Genomic DNA, 22,312 nt, shown 5'->3' with positions numbered 1-22,312 from the left:
TTGTATTTTTATACCCTGCCGAATGGCTACCCACAACTAGTTAACTAAAAACCAACACGTATGAAACGAACCTTATGGCTGCTCGCCGTTGGTGCGTGCCTGTATAATCAGGCGCCAGCACAGTCGAAAAAAGCGGCGAAACCGTCGCCCGCACAGGCCGCTGTTGCTGCCGGCGCAACCAATGCCGCCAAAGCTGCCGTGGCCCCTCCGGCTGCAACTGCACGCATCAAATTCACCGAATTCGACCTACCAAATGGCCTGCATGTTATTCTGCATCAAGACAATAGCACGCCGCTGGTGGCCGTAACGATGATGTATCACGTTGGCTCGAAAAACGAACAAACGACCCGCACCGGCTTCGCTCACTTCTTTGAACACCTGCTGTTTGAAGGCTCAGACAATATTGCCCGGGGCGACTACATGAAGATCGTGAAAGGGAACGGCGGTCAATTAAACGCCAACACCTCGCAGGACCGGACGTTCTATTACGAAGTGATGCCATCCAACAAACTGGAACTGGGCCTGTATCTGGAATCGGAGCGGCTGCTCCACGCAAAAATTGATCAGAAAGGCGTAGAAACGCAGCGCGAAGTAGTAAAAGAAGAGAAGCGCCAGCGGATCGACAACCAGCCATACGGATCTATTTTTACGGAAGTGCTGAAACACGCCTACACGGTTAGTCCCTACCAGTGGGCACCCATCGGCTCGCTCGAGCACCTGAACGCCGCCACGATCGACGAGTTCCGGCAGTTCTATAAAGACTTCTACGTACCCAACAACGCCATCCTGTCTATCGCGGGCGATATCGAGCCAACGCAGGCAAAAGCCCTTGTCTCTAAATACTTCGCCGAAATTCCGAAAGGCACGAAGGCCATCTACCGGCCAACGGTAAAAGAACCAGCCCAGACAAAAGAAGTACGCGATACGATCTACGACAACATCACCCTGCCAGCTGTGGTACAGGCGTATCATATTCCCGCCCAAGGCACCCCCGACTCGTATGCCGTTGAAGTGTTGCAAACGATTCTGGCCGGTGGCGAAAGCTCGCGCATGAACAAGGAGATTGTTGACAAGCAGCAGAAAGCCGTTCAGTCGGCGGCGTTTCCGGTAGCCAATGAAGACGCGGGCCTGTTCCTGACCTATTCAATTGCCAACCAAGGTGTTAACCCGGCAGATCTGGAAGCGTCGGTGAATACGGAAATCGACCGGGTGAAGAAAGAGCTGGTTACCGATGCGGAGCTGACGAAGGTGAAAAACCAGATCGAAACCAATTTCGTGAGCCAGAACGCCCGCATTTTCGGCATTGCCGAGAACCTCGCCAACTACAAAATGTATTACGGCGACGCAAACCTGATCAACACGGAAATTGACCGCTATAACAAGGTAACGAAAGAGGACCTTCGCCGCGTAGCCAATCAGTACCTCCGCCCCGAAAACCGCGTTGTACTGTACTACCTGCCGAAAGCTGCCGAAGGGAAAGACACTGGCAAAGGGAAATAAATAGGAACTGGGTTTAACCCCGTCACAGATCACATAAAAATGACATTCAAACATACTCTTCTGGGCCTTTCACTGCTTGGCCTTTCGGCCAGCGGCTTCGCCCAGACGCTCGACCGGAGCAAATTACCCGCGGATGCACCTGCGCCGCAGATCAAAATCGGTAAGCCCGAAACCTTTACGCTGCCCAATGGCCTGAAGGTGTTCGTGGTTGAAAACCATAAACTGCCCCGCGTGGCGGTAAACCTGGTGCTCGACCGTGATCCGCTGTTCGAAGGCGACATAGCGGGGGTTAGCAGCTTTGCCGGTCAGCTCATCCGCAATGGCACGAAGACACGCACGAAAGAGCAACTCGATGAAGAGATCGATTTCATCGGCGCGGATATCAGCACCTCGCCTACCAACGTATCGGGCCGTTCGCTGAGCAAGAACGTGGGTAAACTGTTCGAGCTGATGTCGGACGTGGTGCTGAATCCGGCATTTCCGCAGGCAGAACTCGATAAGCTGAAGAAGCAGACCAAATCAGGACTGGCTTCGCAGAAAGACAACCCAAATGCCATTGCCACAAAAGTTGCCAACGTGGTTATGTTCGGCAAAAATCACCCGTATGGCGAACAAATGACCGAAGAAACGGTCGACAAGGTGACGATGGCTGATGTCAAGTCATACTACAACACCTACTTCCGGCCAAACATCGGTTACCTGGCCGTGGTGGGCGACATCACTGCCGCTCAGGCTAAAACACTGGTTGAGAAGGCATTTGGTGGCTGGCAGCGTGCCGACGTACCCAAGCCAACGTACCCGGCTCCGGCGTCGATCGGTAAAACCAGGATCGCGCTGGTCGACCGGCCTTCATCGGTTCAGTCGGTCATCAGCGTGGTGTATCCGGTGGCGTTAAAGCCGTATTCGCAGGAAACTATTCTGGCCAGCGTCATGAACGATATTCTAGGTGGTTCGGAGGCTCGCCTGTTCAATAACCTGCGCGAAAAACACGGTTATACCTACGGTGCCTACTCGAACCTCTCGGGCGACCGGCTCATTGGTCGTTTCCGGGCAAGCGCCAGCGTGCGGAATGCAGTAACAGATAGTTCAGTGGCCGAGATCATGAACGAACTGAAATCGATCAGCACCATGCCGGTAACGGCGGCTGAATTGAAGCAAACGAAAAACGCGTTTGGCGGCAACTTCATTTTCACGCTCGAAGACCCACAAACGGTGGCCAACTTTGCCATCAACACGGCCCGCTACAACCTGCCAACCGATTTCTTTCCGAATTACCTGAAATACGTTGACGCCATTACCGAAGCCGACGTTGCTTCGGCCGGTAAGCAGTTCATCCGTCCCGAGAATGCGATCATCGTTGTGGTGGGTAAAGCCAGCGAAATTGCCGACAAATTGAAGCGGTTTGGTGATATTGAGTATTTCGACACAAAAGGAAACCCCGTTGCCGCTCCGCAGGCAGCTAAGGCAATCCCGGTTGGTCTGAATGCCCAGCAGGTGATCGACAAGTATATCACGGCCATTGGCGGCAAAGAGGCCCTGATGAAGATTCAGGACATGAGCATGCAGATGAGCACCGAAGTACAGGGCACTCCCGTTAAGATGAGCCGCCTCGACAAAGCGCCGAATAAATCAGTGATGGCCGTGACGGTGATGGGCAACGAAATGATGAAGATGGTCAGCGATGGCCAGCAGGCAGCCCGTATTGTTCGGGGCAACAAAACCGCCCTGTCGGGTAAAGATGCCGATCAGCAACTGGTGCAGGACGGCCTGTTCCCGGAGTTATACTACGCAGCCAACAAGGTGACGAGTACGCTGGATGGTACCGAGAAAGTAGACGGCAAGGATACGTTCAAGGTGAAGAACACAACCGCCAATGGCCACACCTGGACTGATTTCTTCGATGCCACTACAGGTCTGAAAACCCAGACCATGTCGATGCAGAAAGGGCCGCAGGGTGAGGTGGCGCAGATCATCAGCTACGGCGACTACAAAGCCGTCAATGGCGTACTGATTCCCTACCAGATCAAGCAGCCGATGGGGCCAATGACGCTAACACTTTCGGTTGATAAAGTGGAAGTGAATAAAGGCCTGAAAGACACTGATTTCAGCGTCAACTAGACCAAAATCCAAGTAACGGAGAAAGGCCCGGTATGTCTGATTTTCAGACGTATCGGGCCTTTCTCCGTGTTAACTTACGTACTGCCTTACAGGCCATTCATTCCTTTGAACGCAGCCCTCAGTTCGTCTGCCGAAGCATTGGCTCTGGTTTCGCTGGAGGCGAAGGTCAGTTCCGTTCTGCCCGCCTTCAGCTGTTCGAAAATAGCCTCGATAAACTCATTCACAGGCGGGGCATAGTTATGCAGGCCTTTTCCGCCCAGATCGGTATTAAGCGCAGGCGGAATTACCTCGATTACCTCAATACCCTTGCTGGCCAGCAACGCCCGCGATGAGAGCGTAAACGAGCGGAAAAACGCTTTCGTAGCCGAATAAACGGGTACTTTGATGTAGGGGGCAAAAGCCAGGCCTGAAGTAACGTTGAGGATGGTCTTCATGGCCGGTAACTTCGCAAACAGCGCCGTCAGGTGTAGCGGCGCCTCAATGTTGGTCACGATCTCCTGTTTGGCCCGCTCGAAAAAATCGTCGTCGGTGATGCTTACCCAGTTTTGAATACCTGCGTTATTGACCAGCACGTTCAGATCAGCATGTTCACGGGCAATCCACTCATACAGCGCCTGCCGTTCGTCGGCGTTCGAGAGGTCGCACACTTTCGCAATGACCGATGGATAGGTAGCAACTACGTCGTCCAGCACTTCCGGGCGGCGGCCACAAATGATAACCGTATTGTTTTCCTCCACAAACCGCTGCGTGAGGCCCAATCCGATACCCGATGCACCACCTGTGATTAGAATTTTGTTGTTTGAAATAGTCATGTCCTTATACTTAGCTAAGAGAAACAAAGGTAGCCGGGCCAGTCAGGGAACGGGTTACGCAGATCAAACCAATTGTTGCAAAAATCAACGTCTGACCTGGCTCCTGCGCACATGCTGCCCAATTCCCTGCAAAAAGGAGGTTTGCCAGTAACGGCTCATCGGGCCATAACATAGATAGCGCTCACAAACAAATGGGCTTCCTGTGCAGCAGGTTCGTTTCCATCCCATACTTTGCAGGTATGATGCGTACTACGACTAAACAGATCGGGCTAACTGGTCTTTTTATTTACTGGCTCACCCTGTTAACGCCCTTAACAACACAGGCACAACTCTCACCCGTTCGCGATACGGTTCTGACCGCCCGCAGCCGTACGGCGCTGACCAACTTATATTACGGAACCGGTACCGATCGCCTTGGCGGGGCCAAACGGGAAACCCTGGATTCGGGCATAGTACTGCACATTACGGGCATCACCGATAAATTATATCGAGTGCAGCTAGCCCCCAACCAGACCGCCTACGTACCCAGTGAGCAGGTACGTGTCGACTCCGTCCCCAGGCTCTCCGACACGACAAACGTACCTGCTGCGTCACGCCAACTGGTCGAACCTCCTACCCTACTCACAGGCAACTGGACGGTTTCGGGCGACAGCCTGTACGATTACATAGCCATTCGCCTGCCTGAACGGTTACCTTACCAAAGCCGCCAGGAAATAGCACCAGACCGCATCATACTGGATATTTTCGGAGCAGCCATTAACACAAACTGGATCACGCAGTTGCGTACGGTACAGACAGTTGAGCGCGTCTGGTTTGAGCAGGTAGCCGATGCGCACATTCGCATTTTCGTGGCACTGCGTACCCCTAAACGTGGTCCAGCCCATTGGGGATATTCGCTTTATTACCAGAAAACAACACTGATGCTCCGGCTTCGTCGCCCGCCTGCCGGCCGGCGGTTACGGGGAATGACCATTGCCGTTGACGCAGGGCATGGCGGAAGCAACACCGGTGCCAAAGGTGAGAAATCCGGGCAATTGGAAAAGAACCTGACGCTCGACGTGGCCCGGCGCCTGGCAACGTACCTGGAACGGGCCGGGGCACGGGTTATTATGCTGCGTACTACCGATACCACGCTTGGTACCGTTGAGCGGGTAATGGCCATGCGGAAACTGATGCCAAACCTGCTCGTTAGCGTTCACTTCAACTCATCGGGCAGTGCGAAGGTGCGGGGCGTGAGTACCTACTATAAACACGTCGGCTTCCGGCCCTGGAGTCAGGCGGTGCTGGCTGAACTGTTGCAGCGGTTGCCGGTATCGGAATTCGGTAACGTGGGACATTTCAACTTCTTCTTCAATAGCCCTACTGATTACCCGAATCTGCTGGTAGAAGGCCCATTCCTGAGCAACCCGGACGATGAGGCCCTGATCATTGATCCAGCTTTTCGTGACAAAATGGCCAAAACCATCGCCAAAGGGCTACGGCGATTACGGTGAGGGTAGCTCCTGATGCAGTCGGTTACCAACGTACCCAGGCAGCCTGCGCATCAGGTCGTTGGCGAGTCGAACTACCAGCTTGACCAATTGCTTTTTTCCGGTTCATGTCATCGCTTTTCTACAGGTCGTTACCTGGAGAAAATTAACTCGGGCAGACAGGCAACGAGAATCCATTGTTTTACGTAAATCCATATATGACCAATAGATCAACTTTATTTTCTAGTCAGTTGACTCTCCCTGTCAATCGATCTACCGCCCAAAAAAAATCCGCATATTTTATCCTCAAAACTGACAAAAAAAGGGTCGGTTTTGCGTTCATTGAACAGCCTGTATTACCCATGCCGACCCTATGTTAACGCCCTCCGAACAAACCCGCTATCAAAAGCACCTGAACCTTCCCGAATGGGGCTTGAATGGCCAGCTCACCATCAAAAATTCCCGTGTCCTGGTAGTTGGCGCCGGAGGACTTGGATGCCCTGTCCTGCTATACCTTGCGGCCGCTGGTGTAGGCCGAATTGGCGTGGTTGATCCCGACGTGGTTGACCTGTCTAACCTGCAACGTCAAGTGCTGTATACGACCAGCGATATTGGTCAGCCGAAAGCCAAGGCGGCGGTGGCTCACCTTCAGCGGTTAAACCCCGACCTGCGCTTCGATACGCACGCCCAAGCGCTCGATTCGACCAATGCACGCACCCTGATCGACGCCTATGACGTGGTTGTTGACTGTACGGATAATTTTGGGGTACGTTACCTGGTCAACGACTGGTGTGTGGCACTTAACAAACCATTCGTTTACGGTGCCATTCACCGCTTTGAAGGGCAGGTGGCCATTTTCAATGCCGAACTGGCCGATGGGCAACGCGGGCCGACCTATCGCTGCGTTTTCCCGGAAAGCCCCGGTCAGATGGAGATTCCGAACTGTGCCGAAACAGGCGTTCTGGGTGTGTTACCCGGCGTAATCGGTACGTATCAGGCTACCGAAGTACTTAAGCTGTTGACAGGCATTGGCGAACCGTTGACCGATAAGCTCCTGATGACCGATCTGCTCTCGCACACCAGCCGAACCATTCGGATTCGTCGCCGGGCCGATGCCACCTCGCTGGCGCAGCAGGGTATTGCCAATCGGCAGAAACCGACGCATGCCGGCAACGATGCCCCGAAAAAAATAACCGCCCGCTCCCTGGCCGATCGCCTTGAGCAGGGCGAACGGATTTTTCTGCTCGACGTCCGTGAGCGTGAGGAATATGATCTGTGTCATCTCGACGGCGCCGTGCTCATTCCGGTTGGTATGATTGCCGCCACCGCCGCTGCCGACCGGAAGCGCATTCCAACCGACGTACCTGTGGTGATTTATTGCCACCACGGCATTCGGTCGGCCAACGTGGCCAACTACCTCTACACACAGAGCGGCTACACTAATCTATACAATCTGGAAGGTGGTATCAATGCCTGGGCTCAGCAGATAGAACCCGAAATGGCAACCTATTAGACAGTGGATGCTGGATAGTGGCTACCGGACAAACAGGGGGTAATCAGTCTGATAGCCAATATCCAGCATCGAACGGCCAATAGATCGTACCTTTGCGCTCCAGTAAGTTGGTATCTCTATGAAAATTCATCAGGCCGAGTTTGTTATTAGTAACACTGATCCTGCCAAGTGCCCCAAACCAGATCGGCCGGAGTATGCCTTTATTGGTCGGTCAAACGTCGGAAAATCATCACTCATTAACCGGCTTGTACAACGTCCCGACCTGGCTAAAACGTCGGGTAAACCGGGCAAAACCCAGTTGATCAATCACTTCAGGATCAACGATTTAAAGGGAGAAACACCTTGGTATCTTGTCGATTTACCCGGCTTTGGTTTTGCCAAGGTACCAAAAACCATTCGCGATCAGTTTGCCACAATCATCACGGGATACCTCACCAGCCGCCCCAACCTTCAGTGCATTTTTGTACTGATCGACATGCGGATTCCGCCCCAAAAAATCGACCTTGATTTTATGACTCGCCTTGGTGAAGCCGAACTGCCTTTTGCCATGGTCTTCACTAAAACCGAAAAACTAAAATCGGGCGGGCGGCAATTGGCGCTCGAAGCGTATCGGGAAGCGATGGCCGAGATCTTCGACACCTTCCCAACTTACTTCGTCACCTCTGCCGTAACGGGTGAAGGACGCGACGAGGTGCTTACTTATATCGAGGAACTCAACAGCGAGTGGACCTTAAACCCAACAAAGTCTTAACCAGATCTGCCGCCTGGCCTGCAGCTACAGCGCCACCGTTGCTAATCCTCCGTCTGATATCCAGATTCCACATCCGCCTAAACGGATAAAGCCTTACCTTTGCCCCTACGTATGGAAGCACTAAAAACCATTGCCAATATCTCGGGTTATCCCGGCCTGTACCGGATCCTGAAACCGGGGCGCTCGGGCGTGATCGTCGAAACGATCGACGCCAAGAAAGCCAAAACAATGATGGGGCCACAAGCCCGCGTATCTGTTCTCAACGACATTTCAATGTATGTTGACCGGCCCGACTCGCCTCAAAATGAGCAGTCGGTACCGCTGGGCGACATTCTGATGATGGTAGCTGATACCTTCGGAGACGACCTTCCCGTAACGCCGAAAGCTGACGGATCTGAACTCGCCGATTTCATGGCCCAGGTTCTGCCTGATTATGACCGTGAACGCGTTCGTGATGCCGATATCCGGAAGCTGATAAGCTGGTATACCATTCTCCATCAGTATGCGCCCGAGGCGTTCGAGAAATCGGCCGACGAGCCGGTAGCCGAAACAGTCACAAACGAATCAACGGCTGCTGAAGAAGACAAAACAGCGGAATAGCTGTAACGGCTGGTAAGTCCTTAAAACGGGAAGAGTCCGGCGTCTGAAAAATCTGATAGGTGATGCTTACGCTACCTGCAAGAAATTTTTCAGACGCCGGACTCTTCCCGTTTTAAGGACTTCCTTATACAGACAGAATTTTCACCATCCGCAGTAAATCTTCGTTGATTGGCTTAGGCAAACGGATTGTATCGCGGAAGGGTGTGTAGACAAGTTCATTATTGATAACGCCCGCCATCACGTTCTTTTCGCCGTTCATGAGGCCTTCGAGCGCTCCCAGGCCAAGGCGGCTGGCCAGAATCCGGTCGTAGGCGGTTGGAATCCCGCCCCGCTGAATGTGGCCAAGCGTTGTTACGCGCATATCAAGATCCTGGCCGACCATCATCTTACTGATTTTTTCGGCTACTTCTTTAGCGCTGCCCTCCTCTTCACCTTCAGCAACCACCAGAATCGACGATGATTTGCTCCGGGTAAAGCCTTGTTGCAGGATGTTTACAACCTCGGAAATAGGCGTGAGCACTTCAGGAACCATTACCAGTTCGGCCCCACCGGCAATACCCGACTGAATGGCGATATAGCCGGAGTCACGGCCCATCACCTCGATCAGGAATATCCGGTCGTGCGAATCAGCAGTATCACGGATTTTGTCGATTGCTTCGAGCGCCGTATTCACAGCCGTGTCGAAACCGATCGTATAATCAGTACCGTACAGGTCATTATCGATCGTGCCAGGCGCACCTACGGTTGGAATACCAAACTCATCGAAGAAGAGTGTGGCCCCCGTAAACGTACCATTGCCGCCAATAGCAACCAATCCCTCAATACCGAATTTCTGCAACTGGCCGTAGGCTTTCTGCCGCCCTTCCGGGGTCATGAACTCCTTGCTGCGGGCCGATTTCAGAATGGTACCGCCCCGCTGAACAATATTGCTCACCGAATGAGAGGTCATCTGGAATATGTCGCCATTGATCATTCCATTATACCCCCGGCGAATGCCAAACACTTCAAGACCGTGGTAAACAGCCCCGCGCACAACCGCCCGAATACAGGCGTTCATACCCGGCGCATCACCCCCGGAGGTAAACACAGCAATACGTTTCATTCGCAAATCAATTTTTTCGTCAACAACAACTGGTAGGGATCAGGCTCGCAAAGAACCACGCAAAATTACCCTCATTTTGATATTTAAAGCCATAGACTTGGGAATTATAGCCTCCCAAACTGTTTTTTCTGCGAAAGTCCCGATTTACGAACCTTAATTCCCATCAGCATCCTGTTTTCGCCAAATTCATCTGCAAAAAGCAACTTCAGATCAGATGCTACGAAAAAACCGCACCCATCAGGTACGGTTTATGGTCATAAGCACCCATCTATATTACAGGAAATCAGGCTGATAAACCTTTACAGTCCCATCTCCCTCACTGCTCACGATCAGCAGGCTGCGGCCGGTGGGACTTTTGCCCGCCGCCACAAAATGAACACCTTCCGGTGCGTCGCCAGTGGGTAGGAGCTGCCTGAACTGCGGATTGGCCGGATCGCTCAGATCGTAAATCGCAATGGCATCGGCCCGTTCCAACGCGATGAACGCAATGGGCCGACCGTTTATCGTACCAACCGTTACACCTTCCGGTTCCACTCCTTTATCATCTGAGCGCGTGTCGTCGTAGAGACCGGCAGCAATTACTTTTTCTTCCAGCGTTTTACCCGAGAAATAGCTTCGCTGGCCTGTGGCTGCGTTAATGATACTAAACCCACGACCACCAAAGCCGTAGAGTACGTCATAGTCGCCATCACCGTCGGTATCGCCCAGGCTCTTCGTCACCACCATCCGACCCAGATTGGCCGGGTCTTTCAGCATAGTTCCATTCGGGAAAGCCACAGGGTCGAGCGTCAGCGTGCTAATGCGTGCTTCTTCGTTGTAGCCACCATATGCCCGGGTATCTCCCTCATCGGCAGTGATGAGGTAATTCCCTCCATTAGCCTCAAAATGAGCGATGGCATCGGGCAAATAGAAGGTCTTGATGGGCCAGGTGGCCAGCGCAATTTTGTTGTCGCGATCACTGGGGTCAATCGCGTTGATAGTCAGGCTGACGTCTTTGGTGCCCAGTGGCCATAACCGCAGAATTGCCCCCGAAACCAGGTCTACTTCGGCAATAGCGTTGCTCTCCTGCAACGTCACCCAAGCCTTCCGTGAATCGGGAGAGATAGTTACATACTCGGGTTCAACATCCTGCGCCAGGCTAGCTTTGGGGCCAAAGAGGCGAAAGCCGTTGGCCATCAATGTCGCCTTCTGCGAATCGAAGGCCTCAAACGTCAGGGTTTTAACGCTGTAATTGTTGGTTATGTCGATGATGGAGACAGACCCAACCGGATCAACCGTATAGGCATCATTTGGCTCCCCTTCATCTGCCGTGACGATATAGCGGCCATCGGGGCTGTAGGTTACCATATCAGGCAAGGCCCCCACAGGAATTGTTTTCTGAATCGCCAGTGTGCGGGTGTCGACCACCACAACGCTGCCATTCGCCTGTTTGTTGGTTGCCTCCAGCGCGATAGCCAGTTTACCATTACTCACCGCCACACTATTGGCCACGCCCCCCAATGCTGACACATCGATAGGCGCCCGTTTGACCAGTCCATTTGCCGTTGAGTATTCGAGAACCTCCACCTTCGGAACTGTTTCATTATTGACGGTAAATATCCGTTGGCTCAGCGGGTCGTAGGCCGAAATTTCGGAGGCGGCGGTGCCACCTAAATCCAGTGTGGCTATTTCCCGAAATACACTGGTGTTTTCGGTACGCGGATCGAGTCCGGCATCGCGGTGGTCGCAGGAAACCAGGCATAAAATGGCGAAACTTCCGGCCAACAAGTAACGGGATGTATGCATGCGAACGTTGATTGGTTATGTGTTGGCACAAAGATTAAAACCAACTTAAAACCGAAATTCACGTTCACAATATGATAACACAGCACAACATTAAAACAACTATATACCAATAAGTTACACTATACTCTACTCCAAAAAAGCGTTATGTATTAAGTTGATATTATGCCCGAAAACTGATCTGTTAATCAGCGTCGTAAGAACCGGAGACTGCGCTGTCGGGGGCCATCGGTAAGGTGCAGCATGTATAGGCCGATGGGTAAATCGCCGACGTGGAGATCAAGCGTAAACAGGCCGTTCGAGAGATGATTCAGCATAAACCCGGCTTTTTCCAGATGCCCGGCTGCGCTGTATACATCTACATGGACCTGCGATGCACCAGGTTGTAAATAGCGAATCAACAGTGTGGTAAGTACGGGGTTAGGATACGCCACAAACGTGCTGTCATCTGAACCGAAGGTCAGAAGCGAATCGGCTACGCTGTCTCCGGTCCAGGCAGAATGGCGCACCACTTTTTCGGCCGACCAGCCCACGCATTGCTGCTGGTTAACCCGCACCTGATACGTACCTGGCTGTTTGACCACCAGGGTCGACTGAGTGGCGTTATCGATCACCTGTTTATCTCTAAACCATTGATATTGAAATTCTTTACCCACCGCTGCCTGTAAACTCAGGCTCGCGCCCACGGGTAACTGTAGCAGTTCATCGGCGGGCAGCACAGTTATTGTATTGACACCACTCACCTGAACCTCAACCGCTGCCGAGCGGCCTGTGCAGCCATTTCGAATAATCTGCGCCTGATAGGTTCCTTCCTGCGATACAACGAGTGTAGAACTGGCCATGCCGCTCGTTATCTGCACCCCGTTACGTAGCCAGCTAAGCGCGGTTCCGTTGCCAGCATTGGCTATCAACCGTACCGTAGATTGCTCGGCGCATAAGTATTGACGTACCGCTGAAGGCGATACCTGCACGGTCGGACTGAACACGTTAACCCGTACTGGTGTAGACAAGCCTGTGCAGCCATTACGGTCTGTGTATCGGAGTGTGTAAGCACCAGCCTCCTGTATCGGACATTCGGGTGTATTGGCTTCAAGAATCTGGATACCGTCGCGGAGCCATTCATAACGCACCCCCGGCACATCGTCGGAACGCAGGTTAAGCACGCTGCCTTCACAAATAGTGGTATCTGCTTTAGCCAGCAGGGTCATACCGGGCAGCGTACATTTTACATGCCGCCGACCACTGGCCAGTACTGAAAACGGCTGGATACCGGCTAGCAATGTACCTTTGTGGTTGACCCGAATGGTATAGGTTTGCCCCGCTACCGGATTGGCAATGTAAATCTGTTCTACATTATCGCGGCTGTTACCGGCGGTGGTGGCGGCATTGACGGGAAGTGCCGGGTTCAGTACAAATGGTAACGATGTGGTGCTGCCAGCCAACACCCGCAGATCGAGATCATTGACAAGCTTAGGAGTTCGGTTATTAAGCGACGAAGGGGTCAGGGGGCTTACTGAGCCTTCAGGGTCTGTCCAGCAAAGCGTAACCACGAGCGGTTCACCACCCTGTGCAATAACGGAGGTTGTCCAGGTCTGACCTTGCGCCAGCGTCGATTCATTGATCAGATGCGCCTGATTGGCATTTTGCACCACAGCCGCGGCAGCTTCGGTATTCAATAGGCCCCATCCCTGCCGGTAGTCGGGCCCTTTCTCGGGAATCAGGCGGTCGGCGGTATGAATAGCCAGCCCTTTCACCGTGGCCGACCGCAGGAACTTGCCATTGGTCTGCCGGGCATACAATTCCTGAATCAATAATAGCGAACCCGCCACATTGGCGGCGGCCATCGACGTACCTGTGTTGGTGCCATACGCCGCTGTTCCGTCGGCCAGGGTTGAATAAACGCCTGTACCCACTCCCAGCAGATCGGGTTTGATTCGTCCGTCGTCGGTAGGTCCCCACCCACTGTAGGGCGAAACCAGCAGGCGGGTGGGGTCATTATCACTATCCAGCGACACCTCGGCCGCGCCCACCGTCAGCACGTTTTTCGCGTTGGCTTCGCCCGGGATCACGTCATAAGCATCGTTCCGGCTGCGAACCACTGTGCTTTGCTGATCGGTACTGTTCAGAAAATAAGGTGTATTGGCCGTTGGTCCGGTTTCGGCCCGTTTGTTATCGGCCGACCGCACCATCAGCAGTGATGGATTCGTGTAGAGCAGCCGGTCAATATCGCGGGCTTTGGTGCTGTAAAAGCCAAACAGATAATCTTCGGTACTGCTGATGGTCGTATTCCCCCACCATTCCCATTTTTTATTCGGATCATTCCCGGGCCGCTCCAGGTTCTGCACCCAGCCCGACAATGGTCCGTACGCATGTACGGAAACCAGCAGATCGGCGGCCGAAACCGTTAATTCGGCTATGTCATTGGCATAATCCCAAACGGCCAGCGAAGCTCCGTAAGCCATGCCTCTTGCCTCTGGCGTGATGCCCGCCGCAACCAACGTACCTGCCATGTGTGTGGCGTGATTACTCAACGACGTACCGGCATTCCGCATGCTTACACGGCCGCCAAACTCGCGGTGCGTAGTCAGCACCTGGCCACCATCCCACAGGCCCAGTTTACCGGAAACAAACCGGGTGCCCCCGTTCAGAAAAAGACCTGTGGCGTTCAGTCCGTAAAGTGCCTGGGTACGTGTCCCCTGCGCAGCTTCGGTGTTCGTCAGTCCATAAACGACTGGGTGACCGGTAGCATCAAGGCCGAGATCCAGCGTAGCACGATGACTGGCATACGTTTTGTTGCGCCCAAACGCCAGCGGCCTGCTCCGCCCAACCGGTTTGGTCGACGAGGCAGGCCGCTGTACATGCGTAGGCCGTACTGTAGTATATGAAGCCAGTTGCGCCCGGATAGGCGAAACTACTATAAAGCTAATAATCAAACTACTAACCAGTTTCCAGATCAGGACATGGGCACGATTAGACTGTTTAAACCATGTACTGCCAACAGGAACCAAGTGATATAAGGTCGTTTAGTACTTAAGCACTGCTTTTACCGCCGCGTTCTGGGTGGTGTCTGTCAGTACCTGTACAAAAAACGTACCGGATGGCAAGTTGCTCAGGTCAAGTATGGCCATGCAGCGAGTTAGCGTACGGCTCATGGGTACCTGCTGCTGCAATACGCCCCGGGCGTCGAAGAGGCGAACTGTTGGATCCGGGCCCGAATCAGGCGCAGCAACGTCTACCGTTATGCGGCTCTGCGTTGGGTTCGGATAGATGCGCAGGCTAGCCTGGAATTGAGGTTCCACCGCCAGAATAGCCACGTACAACTCTTCGGAAATACCATCGCCACAGCCGTTCACATTGGCCCGAACTGAATATCGACCAGTTTGGGGAGCGGTATACGTTTGCCCCGTTGCTCCCGTTACCGGCACTCCGTTGAGCAACCACTGGTTGCCCGTTGTTGCGTTGGATGTCAGCACCAGACCCGACTGGACAATCACGGGCAGTTGCGGCTGCACAATGGAAACGCTCACTGCCGACGACGTAACCGGCGCACAGCTGCTACCAACCTGAAGCGCATATTGCCCACTGCTTCCGGCCGCGTATGACTGACTGGTAGCCCCCGCAATGGCCTGCCCGTTCAGGAGCCATTGGTACGTAAGTACCTCGCCAGCCGTAGCTGTTGTTGAGGTCGATCGCAACGAGATCACCCCACCCTGACAAGCTGTTGCGTTGCTAACGGCGGCAATTGTGGCGGTTGGCGATGGGCGCGTTGTAACGGTCACGGCAGTGCGCTGTGCGGCCGGGCAATCGAGCGGGCGCAACTGCATATCGTAGAAATAGTACCAGGCTGCTTTCAGCGTATCGATGCTGGTGCCGCTGTCGAACAGTGCCCCCTTGCTACTGGCCAGTACATCACCATTCTGAGCGCGGAATGTATACGGGAACGCAAAACTTGACCCCGAGCCGGCCGTGACCGAGTTACTCCGGAAGATGGTTACGCCTTCTTCATATTCGATAGAGATCTTGTAATCGCCCGGCGTAGGAATCGACAGGTTCAGTGGGTACACTGCCCCCACATCGTTCGGGTCATCAGCCTGCTGCCCGTTGGCATTTGTTTGCGAAGCAGGCAGCGTTCGTGTGGCAATAACGTCAATCGTTGTGCTGGAAATAACCGTTTCGTCGAACTTACGTACCTGGAACGTTAACCGACCTGCCGCACCCGTGTAGATCCTGGCCCGGTCGATGCGCATCGGCACTTTTGTGCTGATCAGGGGCTGCGGGCCAAAATTACCGGCGTAGCTTCCCCCCTGGAAATCCGTTTTCGCCTGCGGGCCAAGCCGTCCGGCAAAGTCATTGGTTGTTACATAATATACTGATCTGGCTGCGGCCGACGTCTGATTTCCAACCGCCAGCAACGTACCTGACGTAGGTGAGTCATACCAGAGGGCGGGACTTGGGCTGGTGCTGCGCAGCGTCACCGTTGGGTCGCTACCGCAAGCGGCAGCCGAGAACGTACCTGTTACTGATCCGGCGCCAATTGTCCGGCTGGCCACCAGCCGGTTATTGGTGGTATCCTGGTCACCGGCCAGCGAAATGGTAGCCAGCAGCTGATAGGTTTGCCCCACTGCCAGCGATACCGATGCCGGCAGATCAAACGAAACCAGCGCGTTGTGGTAAGCCCGCAGCAAACTAACCGTGCTGGTCAGTGAAGCAACCGGCTGGCTGGCGGCGTTGGTCACCTGCAAGGTCACGGGTAGATTGCGCTGGTCGGTACCGCCGTTGTTACGTACCCGAACCGACACGGTCTGGGTATTGGCACACAGCGTCGGGGTTCCTTCTACAAAATCCGACACGGTTACGTCGGTCTGGGCGGGTACAACTCGAAGCAGGTACTCCTGTGTTTCCCCATTACCATAGCTGCCACAAGGTTGCACCGCGTTGGGATCTGACGTTTCAACCGCCACAATCCGTAGACGAACCAGTGTACCGGCTGTAACGCTCGAGGGAGCCGCGATGGTGGAGATGAACGTACCCGGACCGTTGAGCACAGCCGACGTACCCATCAGCTCGCCCGGATCGGTGAACGTCCCGTTGGCATTCCAGTCGGCGTAGGTTTTAACGACAACCGGTTTGGCCGCGCCACACGTACCTGTGATTACCGTCAGCGGAATTGGCTGACTGGGCTGAACGTCGGTAACGGCGGTGGTGCTCATGAAATCACTATAAGTTGTGCAGCCGTCGGCCCCAGCCTGGTTTACACCGGCAAACTGGACTCTGGCAATTTTACTATCGGCCGACGAGGTTGCTGCCGAGGCGCAATAGGCCGTTCCGCCCGCCCCGCTGACCAGCAGCGCGTATGCCTGGCCAGCCGTACCAGTCAGGGTTCCCTTGTGCGAAATCGTCAGTGTGTAGGTACGTCCCGGTACAGGATTCGCTATGTACACCTGCTCTACGTTATCCCGAATATTATCACCCGTCTTGGCGGCCTGATCAGGCGCGGCCGGGTCGAGGGTCCAAGGGAACGTGGTGGCTTGGCCTTCAGTCAGGCGGGTATCCAGGTCGTTTACCAGTTTCGGGGTGCGGTCGTTATAGCGGGCAGATCCGGTGGTTACGGTTCCTTCCGGGTCGCTCCAGCAAATGGTTGCCACCAGCGGCCCACGCCCCGACGCTACTATCGCCACAGAATAGGACTGTCCCTGCGTCAGGGTACGTTCTTCCAGCATGTTACTCTTATCGGTATTGGCAATCACGCGGGCGGCGCGTTCAACGTTCAATAGCCCCCAACCTGTCTGGTAATCAGGGCCGGTAGTGGGGCCGGCTTCGTTGGCAGTATGAATAACAAGGCCTTTCAGGGTGGCCGCTTTCATCAACTTGCCCGGATTGAGCTGCCCGTAGTATTCCTGTAGCAACAGCACCGACCCCGCTACATTTGGCGACGACATCGATGTACCGCTTAACGCCCCGTAGGCAAACGACGTAGACGACGCCGTTGAGATTACGTTGACGCCTACCCCCAGAATATCGGGCTTGATACGCCCGTCATCGGTTGGCCCCCAACTGCTGAACGAGGCCAGACTTACGTCGGATGGGCGCTGATAGCCGTTCGTAATGTTTGAGACGGCCCCAACTGAAAGAATGTTCTTCGCTGTTCCGTAGGTCGTGATCTGGTCGTACCCAAATTGCTGGTCGCGCGGTACGGTACTGAGTCTGTTGTTGTGCTGAACCAGGTAATAGCCCTGACCAGCCGTTGGGCCACCCGCTGCGTGGTCGTTCCCCGCCGATTTCACGATCAGGTAGTAGGGCGACGCGTTGGCAATACGGTCCCAGGAACGGGCATTGTCGTCATACAGGCCGAATTTATAATCCTGAGTAACGTTGAGCGTCGTGTCGCCCCACCATTCCCATTTATTGGTGGTAGTACGGCTACTGTTAAAGCGCCAGCCGGCAATAGATCCGTATGAGTGATTGGAAACCAGCAGATCGGCCGAGGCCGTCGTCATTTCGCTAACGTCATTGCCAAAATCCCACGCCCGAAGGCTCGCGCCATAGGCCATGCCTCGTGCCAGTGGGTTAACACCCGAAGCGATCATCGTGCCCGACGTGTGGGTGGCGTGGTACACGTCTTCGTTTTCCCGGTTCGTATTGGTTGGGTTATCCTGCTGAATAACGCGGCCGCCAAACTCGGGATGGGCAGCATACACAAGCCCACCATCCCAGATTCCGAGGCGATTGCGAACAGGGGTGCTGCTGCCATTCAGATTGACCCCAAGCGAGCCCCCGGCATACAAACTGTTTGTCCGGGTTGTGTTGGCCGCTCTGGCATTGAAATACACCATGTCGTAGAGCAGGTTGCCGGTCTGTTCGTCAATACCACGCAGCCGCCGGATACGCCCCTCACCCGCTGGTTCTTCTACCGCCCGCCCCTGCTGCTGAGCTACCGTAACGGCCTTCTGATAATTGGCCGCTTGTTCCTGCGTTAGGGATTGCTGAAGGATCTGGAGCTGATTTTTCTGGGCCAGACTGTACTGTGGAAGCGGTTGAGCCAGCACCGAACCAGTCAGCAGCAGACAAAATCCCGTAAGGCGGTAAAAAATGGGCATACGTTGTTTAATCAAGACGTTTGTTGGGTAAACAAATCTACGTTCTAAATACCGTTTATAAGTAACGTACGTTGCACCCACGAAAACCTTTTCATCATATTCTAACACAACTGAACACAAGGCTTCTTTGGAAAGAGTCTAAACAAATAGTACCTTCGTTTGGCCTAATTAACAACGCATGAACATGCTTCAAGAAAACGAATCAGATCAGTCTGTACCATCCGCGTTTTTTCCGCTTCCTCTCTTCAGCAATACGCTGCGTAACACGCCAGACTGTGTGCTCAAAACCTGCTGCAAAAAGTACAAAAAGGGTAAGCGTTGTAAGAGTTGCCCCAAAAAATAACGTTACTTACCGCCTAGTTTGCTGCTGTCAGGTACGTTGTTCAGAACCGGATGGTTGCTGATGCGCCATCCCCTTACATGGCTTTTCTTCTGGCCAGCACTGAATCATACTGTTTGGCCAGACAGTGATACAACACCAGCTCATATACCCGTTGCTTCGACGGGAACAACCGGTTTATGGTCATGTGAATCAGGCTACCTGCCAGCTGTAGTAGCTGAACTGGCTCTGTAATGGCCTGAGCTAGTTGCCGGAGAACAGTGACTTGTAGATCATCCCACTGCCACATGGCGCTCCCGGGCATAAATTCACGGGTCAGCGCCTGCTCAATTACGGGCAGATAAGACCGGTACTTCTCGTTGAGTTGTTGCCTCAGGGGAAGCTTTCCGCCAAATTCGACGAAGAACTGCTCTTTCAGCCCGGTCATCAACTGCCGTTGTTGCGGCAGCGACAGGCCAAGTCCGGTTAAGAGTCGATCAATTTTAGCCACACCAACGGCAAACCGGGTATCTTCGTCGAACAAGCCGTCACACTGGGTCAGAAACGTCAGGGTCGACAGGCTGTCGTAGTAAAAAAGCGTTTCGCACTGGTCAATGTAGTCTATTCCGTAGCGTTCCAGTTCACGCTGGTATGTATCGACCTGCACCCGATGTACCACGCCCGACATAACGGCCTGCTGCAATGCCTGCTGCATGGCCCGCACCACATACTGGTAAAACTCAACATGAGGGTTACCCCGGAAACGCAGGCGCAAATGCGGGTCAGTATCCTGATAACGCACGAAGAAAAATGCCTGTACAATCTGCATATGAATCAGTTGTTGCACAGCCGGATAAACGGCCTGCACCAGTAACGTGTCTGACGCTTTCTCGCCCAGGTATATTTTCAGGTAGAACCATTCGCTACCGACCGAAAAACGGCGTTGTGGCAACTGAATGGGCGGCTGGCTCAGGTCGGCCAACGGGGGGGTGCTGGTATTGTAGAAAGGGATGATCAATTCGTGAACGTATGATTCCCGACCAGCTGTAAGGGGGCATTTTTCCGGTTCGTACAGGAACTCGACCAGGCGAACCTGCGCGTTTTTCCGAATTTCCTGAATGAGCAAATCCAGTGATTCAGGTACGTGCATCGAAATAAGCAGCTCATTGTCGGCCTGAGCTATCATGAACTGCTCGGGCAGGCCCGCCGCCGTTAATTGCGCAACCAGTTTCAGCGGGTTATCGGGAGTAAGCGTATGACACTGAAGTTGCCAGGTGGCCCGGCTCACAATGACCCGGCGGTATCGTACACGCGGCAGGTACGTCTGGTCGCGCAGAACACCCCAGTTCCAGGCCACGGTCAACTGGGCGTCCTGAGCCTGCAAGTCGCACAGAAAACGATAAATTGGTAATCCCTGCGAGAAATTATGCGCGGTAGTCAGCCGTGGAATTATGCGTTTGTTTAATCGTTTCGACCGCAGCACCACCTGGTTATTACGCACCGACACCATCAGATCGGCCAGCATAATCTGGTTCTCTATCGCTACCGATGACTGACCCAGATAAGGAATTTCAAATTGGTGAATGCGCGGGCGGGCCAGAACATTGCCTACCCGGCTCTCGGGCAGGTGAACGATCTCGGCAATAATCACATTGGGTTGCAGCGCTTCTTCAGCCGCAGCCGACGCCCGAATCCGGCTGGCCAGTTCGGCATCACCCTCACCAAACCGGCTCAGTAGATTCATCGCCGATGAACCATTGCAGGCGAGTAAGTTAAACTGAAAATCGCCCTCATCGATCGCCTTGTCTGACCGCGCCAGTAACGACCCGAACGCATAAAAGCTGGCTGGCAGCGGAGCGGTTCGGGTTTGCTGACGGCCGATGTAGGTCAGGTCATCGTCGGTGAGAACGATCTCCGTCTGTTGGGTTCTGAGCGCATCGGCGTATTTATCAATAACCAGACTCTGCCACCAGTCCCAGGTTGTAGAGGTGGGGGCGGTTGGGGCCGTTTTTGCCTGAAAGGTCAGGTCATCGATCAACGGCGCGTAGCCCACTCCCTGCGTAGAGGCCTGACCATACCCAATGCCGAATTCGCTGTCGAGTGCCAGCGACAGGGCAATTTCTTCTTCTTCGTAGCGGGTATAAAACCGGCGTTTAAACGAGTCGAGATCCGGGCTTTGTGCGGGTTGGTTTAGTACAAGCAGCTTTTCCAGATCGCGTTGCAGATACTGCATAGCCTTGGTACTGATCGCCAGCTTCGTTGCGTCGAAATAGGAATCCACCTGTACCACATCGGCTGTTGGTGGTTCTATGCCCTGCTCTCTAAACCATTGCCGGGTCTGGGTGTAAGCCAACAGCCGGTTACTTTGATTCAACCGGCTCAACAGATCACGTAGAGCCTCGGTTTCGGTGGTAGCCGTTGGCAATTCTGCCAGTCGCCCAATCAGTTGATTCAGGTAGTTCGGACCTGTAATGGCAGGGTCAATATCGAATTTAAGCAACTGACTATCAATCAGCTGTTCCACAAAATCTGTAGCTTCGTCGATGGGTACGTCTGTCAGCAGGTTGGTCAGCTCTGCAATGGTGGCGCCGTGTTGTGCTGCCTCGAGTAGTTGGGTCAGGTAGGTATCTACCTCAACGGCACTGATGAAATAATGCCGTTTGCCCGAAGCGCTCTGTTGCTCGACATAGCGCAACGATGCCCCAACCGGGTAAAGTGAAGAATTCGGATAGAGCCGTAGTTGCGAACGAATGGCAGGCAGAGCGGTCAGCCAGTTACAGATGGCCTGCAGGCAATCAATGTCGACGCGTGTGTAGGTACGTAATGTGGCCAACGAAGCCGCCCTCAGGTTCGATTGGGCGGCATATTCGCCGGTACTGCAGCCCGCAAACAAGCCATAGGGCGTTGGGCGGCTGCACATGCGAATCGCATACTTGTGCAGGGTGGTCAGCAGTTTCTTCTGCTCGGGCAGTATCTGCCCGAGCAGCCAATGGCTGAACCGTTCGTAGAGAACGGGCGAAGCGGCCAGAAGCGCTTCCTGCGCCAGCGTATCCTGATAGAAATGCCGAAGTGACGTATCTAATGACTGAGTAGACAGCTGTTCATAAAACTGAACTAGCCTGCTGACTGAGTATGCCGGGCGGCGCAGTACAAAAAAATCATATAGCTGGATCATGCAGACGGTATCCTGGAGAAGGGCACTGTCTAAGATAAGGCACACGATCAGGCTATGCCACGAAAATTACACCG

12 protein-coding genes are annotated in these 22,312 nt (G+C 53.9%); 6 read left to right on the top strand and 6 right to left on the bottom strand.

Features of this window, described 5'->3' with window-relative positions; all coding sequences use genetic code 11:
- Nucleotides 1-60 precede the first annotated feature (60 nt).
- Both J2I46_RS09560 and J2I46_RS09555 read left to right on the top strand, forming a co-directional pair.
- Nucleotides 61-1,500, top strand: coding sequence for a M16 family metallopeptidase (locus tag J2I46_RS09560; protein ID WP_207328774.1), 1,440 nt, complete (start codon nt 61-63; stop codon nt 1,498-1,500).
- A gap of 39 nt (nt 1,501-1,539) precedes the next feature.
- Nucleotides 1,540-3,618, top strand: coding sequence for an insulinase family protein (locus J2I46_RS09555; RefSeq protein WP_207328773.1), 2,079 nt, complete (start codon nt 1,540-1,542; stop codon nt 3,616-3,618).
- Between the two features lie 86 nt (nt 3,619-3,704).
- Here the strand turns inward: J2I46_RS09555 and J2I46_RS09550 are convergent, their stop codons facing one another.
- Nucleotides 3,705-4,430 (bottom strand): SDR family oxidoreductase, encoded by a 726-nt coding sequence (locus J2I46_RS09550; RefSeq protein WP_207328772.1) that lies wholly within the window; start codon nt 4,428-4,430, stop codon nt 3,705-3,707.
- 239 nt (nt 4,431-4,669) lie between these two features.
- Between J2I46_RS09550 and J2I46_RS09545 the strand changes: the two genes are divergently transcribed.
- The 4 genes from J2I46_RS09545 (at nt 4,670) to J2I46_RS09530 (ending at nt 8,763) form a co-directional block, all read left to right on the top strand.
- Nucleotides 4,670-5,923 (top strand): N-acetylmuramoyl-L-alanine amidase family protein, encoded by a 1,254-nt coding sequence (locus J2I46_RS09545; protein ID WP_207328771.1) that lies wholly within the window; start codon nt 4,670-4,672, stop codon nt 5,921-5,923.
- Between the two features lie 349 nt (nt 5,924-6,272).
- Entirely contained in the window at nt 6,273-7,412 is a 1,140-nt protein-coding gene (gene moeB, locus J2I46_RS09540; protein WP_207328770.1) for a molybdopterin-synthase adenylyltransferase MoeB, read from the top strand.
- Nucleotides 7,413-7,530: 118 nt separating this feature from the next.
- The gene (gene yihA / locus J2I46_RS09535; RefSeq protein ID WP_207328769.1) at nt 7,531-8,163 is read left to right on the top strand and encodes a ribosome biogenesis GTP-binding protein YihA/YsxC; all 633 of its coding nucleotides are present in this window, start codon (nt 7,531-7,533) and stop codon (nt 8,161-8,163) included.
- Nucleotides 8,164-8,274: 111 nt separating this feature from the next.
- Nucleotides 8,275-8,763, top strand: a complete 489-nt coding sequence (locus J2I46_RS09530; RefSeq protein WP_207328768.1) for a DUF5606 family protein — start codon at nt 8,275-8,277, stop codon at nt 8,761-8,763.
- A 124-nt stretch (nt 8,764-8,887) separates the two neighbouring features.
- Here J2I46_RS09530 and pfkA read toward each other — a convergent pair whose 3' ends face one another.
- The 5 genes from pfkA to J2I46_RS09505 all read right to left on the bottom strand — a co-directional run bounded on the left by pfkA (nt 8,888) and on the right by J2I46_RS09505 (nt 22,238).
- The gene (gene pfkA, locus J2I46_RS09525; RefSeq protein ID WP_207328767.1) at nt 8,888-9,865 is read right to left on the bottom strand and encodes a 6-phosphofructokinase; all 978 of its coding nucleotides are present in this window, start codon (nt 9,863-9,865) and stop codon (nt 8,888-8,890) included.
- A gap of 273 nt (nt 9,866-10,138) precedes the next feature.
- On the bottom strand, nt 10,139-11,650 hold the full coding sequence (locus J2I46_RS09520; RefSeq protein WP_207328766.1) for a choice-of-anchor I family protein: 1,512 nt from the start codon (nt 11,648-11,650) through the stop codon (nt 10,139-10,141).
- A 185-nt stretch (nt 11,651-11,835) separates the two neighbouring features.
- The gene (locus J2I46_RS09515; RefSeq protein WP_207328765.1) at nt 11,836-14,580 is read right to left on the bottom strand and encodes a S8 family serine peptidase; all 2,745 of its coding nucleotides are present in this window, start codon (nt 14,578-14,580) and stop codon (nt 11,836-11,838) included.
- Between the two features lie 90 nt (nt 14,581-14,670).
- On the bottom strand, nt 14,671-18,759 hold the full coding sequence (locus J2I46_RS09510; RefSeq protein WP_229379670.1) for a S8 family serine peptidase: 4,089 nt from the start codon (nt 18,757-18,759) through the stop codon (nt 14,671-14,673).
- A gap of 401 nt (nt 18,760-19,160) precedes the next feature.
- Nucleotides 19,161-22,238, bottom strand: a complete 3,078-nt coding sequence (locus J2I46_RS09505; RefSeq protein WP_207328764.1) for a lantibiotic dehydratase — start codon at nt 22,236-22,238, stop codon at nt 19,161-19,163.
- Nucleotides 22,239-22,312 lie beyond the last annotated feature (74 nt).

The sequence above is a fragment of the Fibrella forsythiae genome (genome assembly GCF_017353175.1).
Classification (GTDB): domain Bacteria; phylum Bacteroidota; class Bacteroidia; order Cytophagales; family Spirosomataceae; genus Fibrella; species Fibrella forsythiae.
The sequence above is the reverse complement of the archived record's forward strand: the minus strand, read 5'-3'. Positions and strand labels throughout refer to the sequence as shown.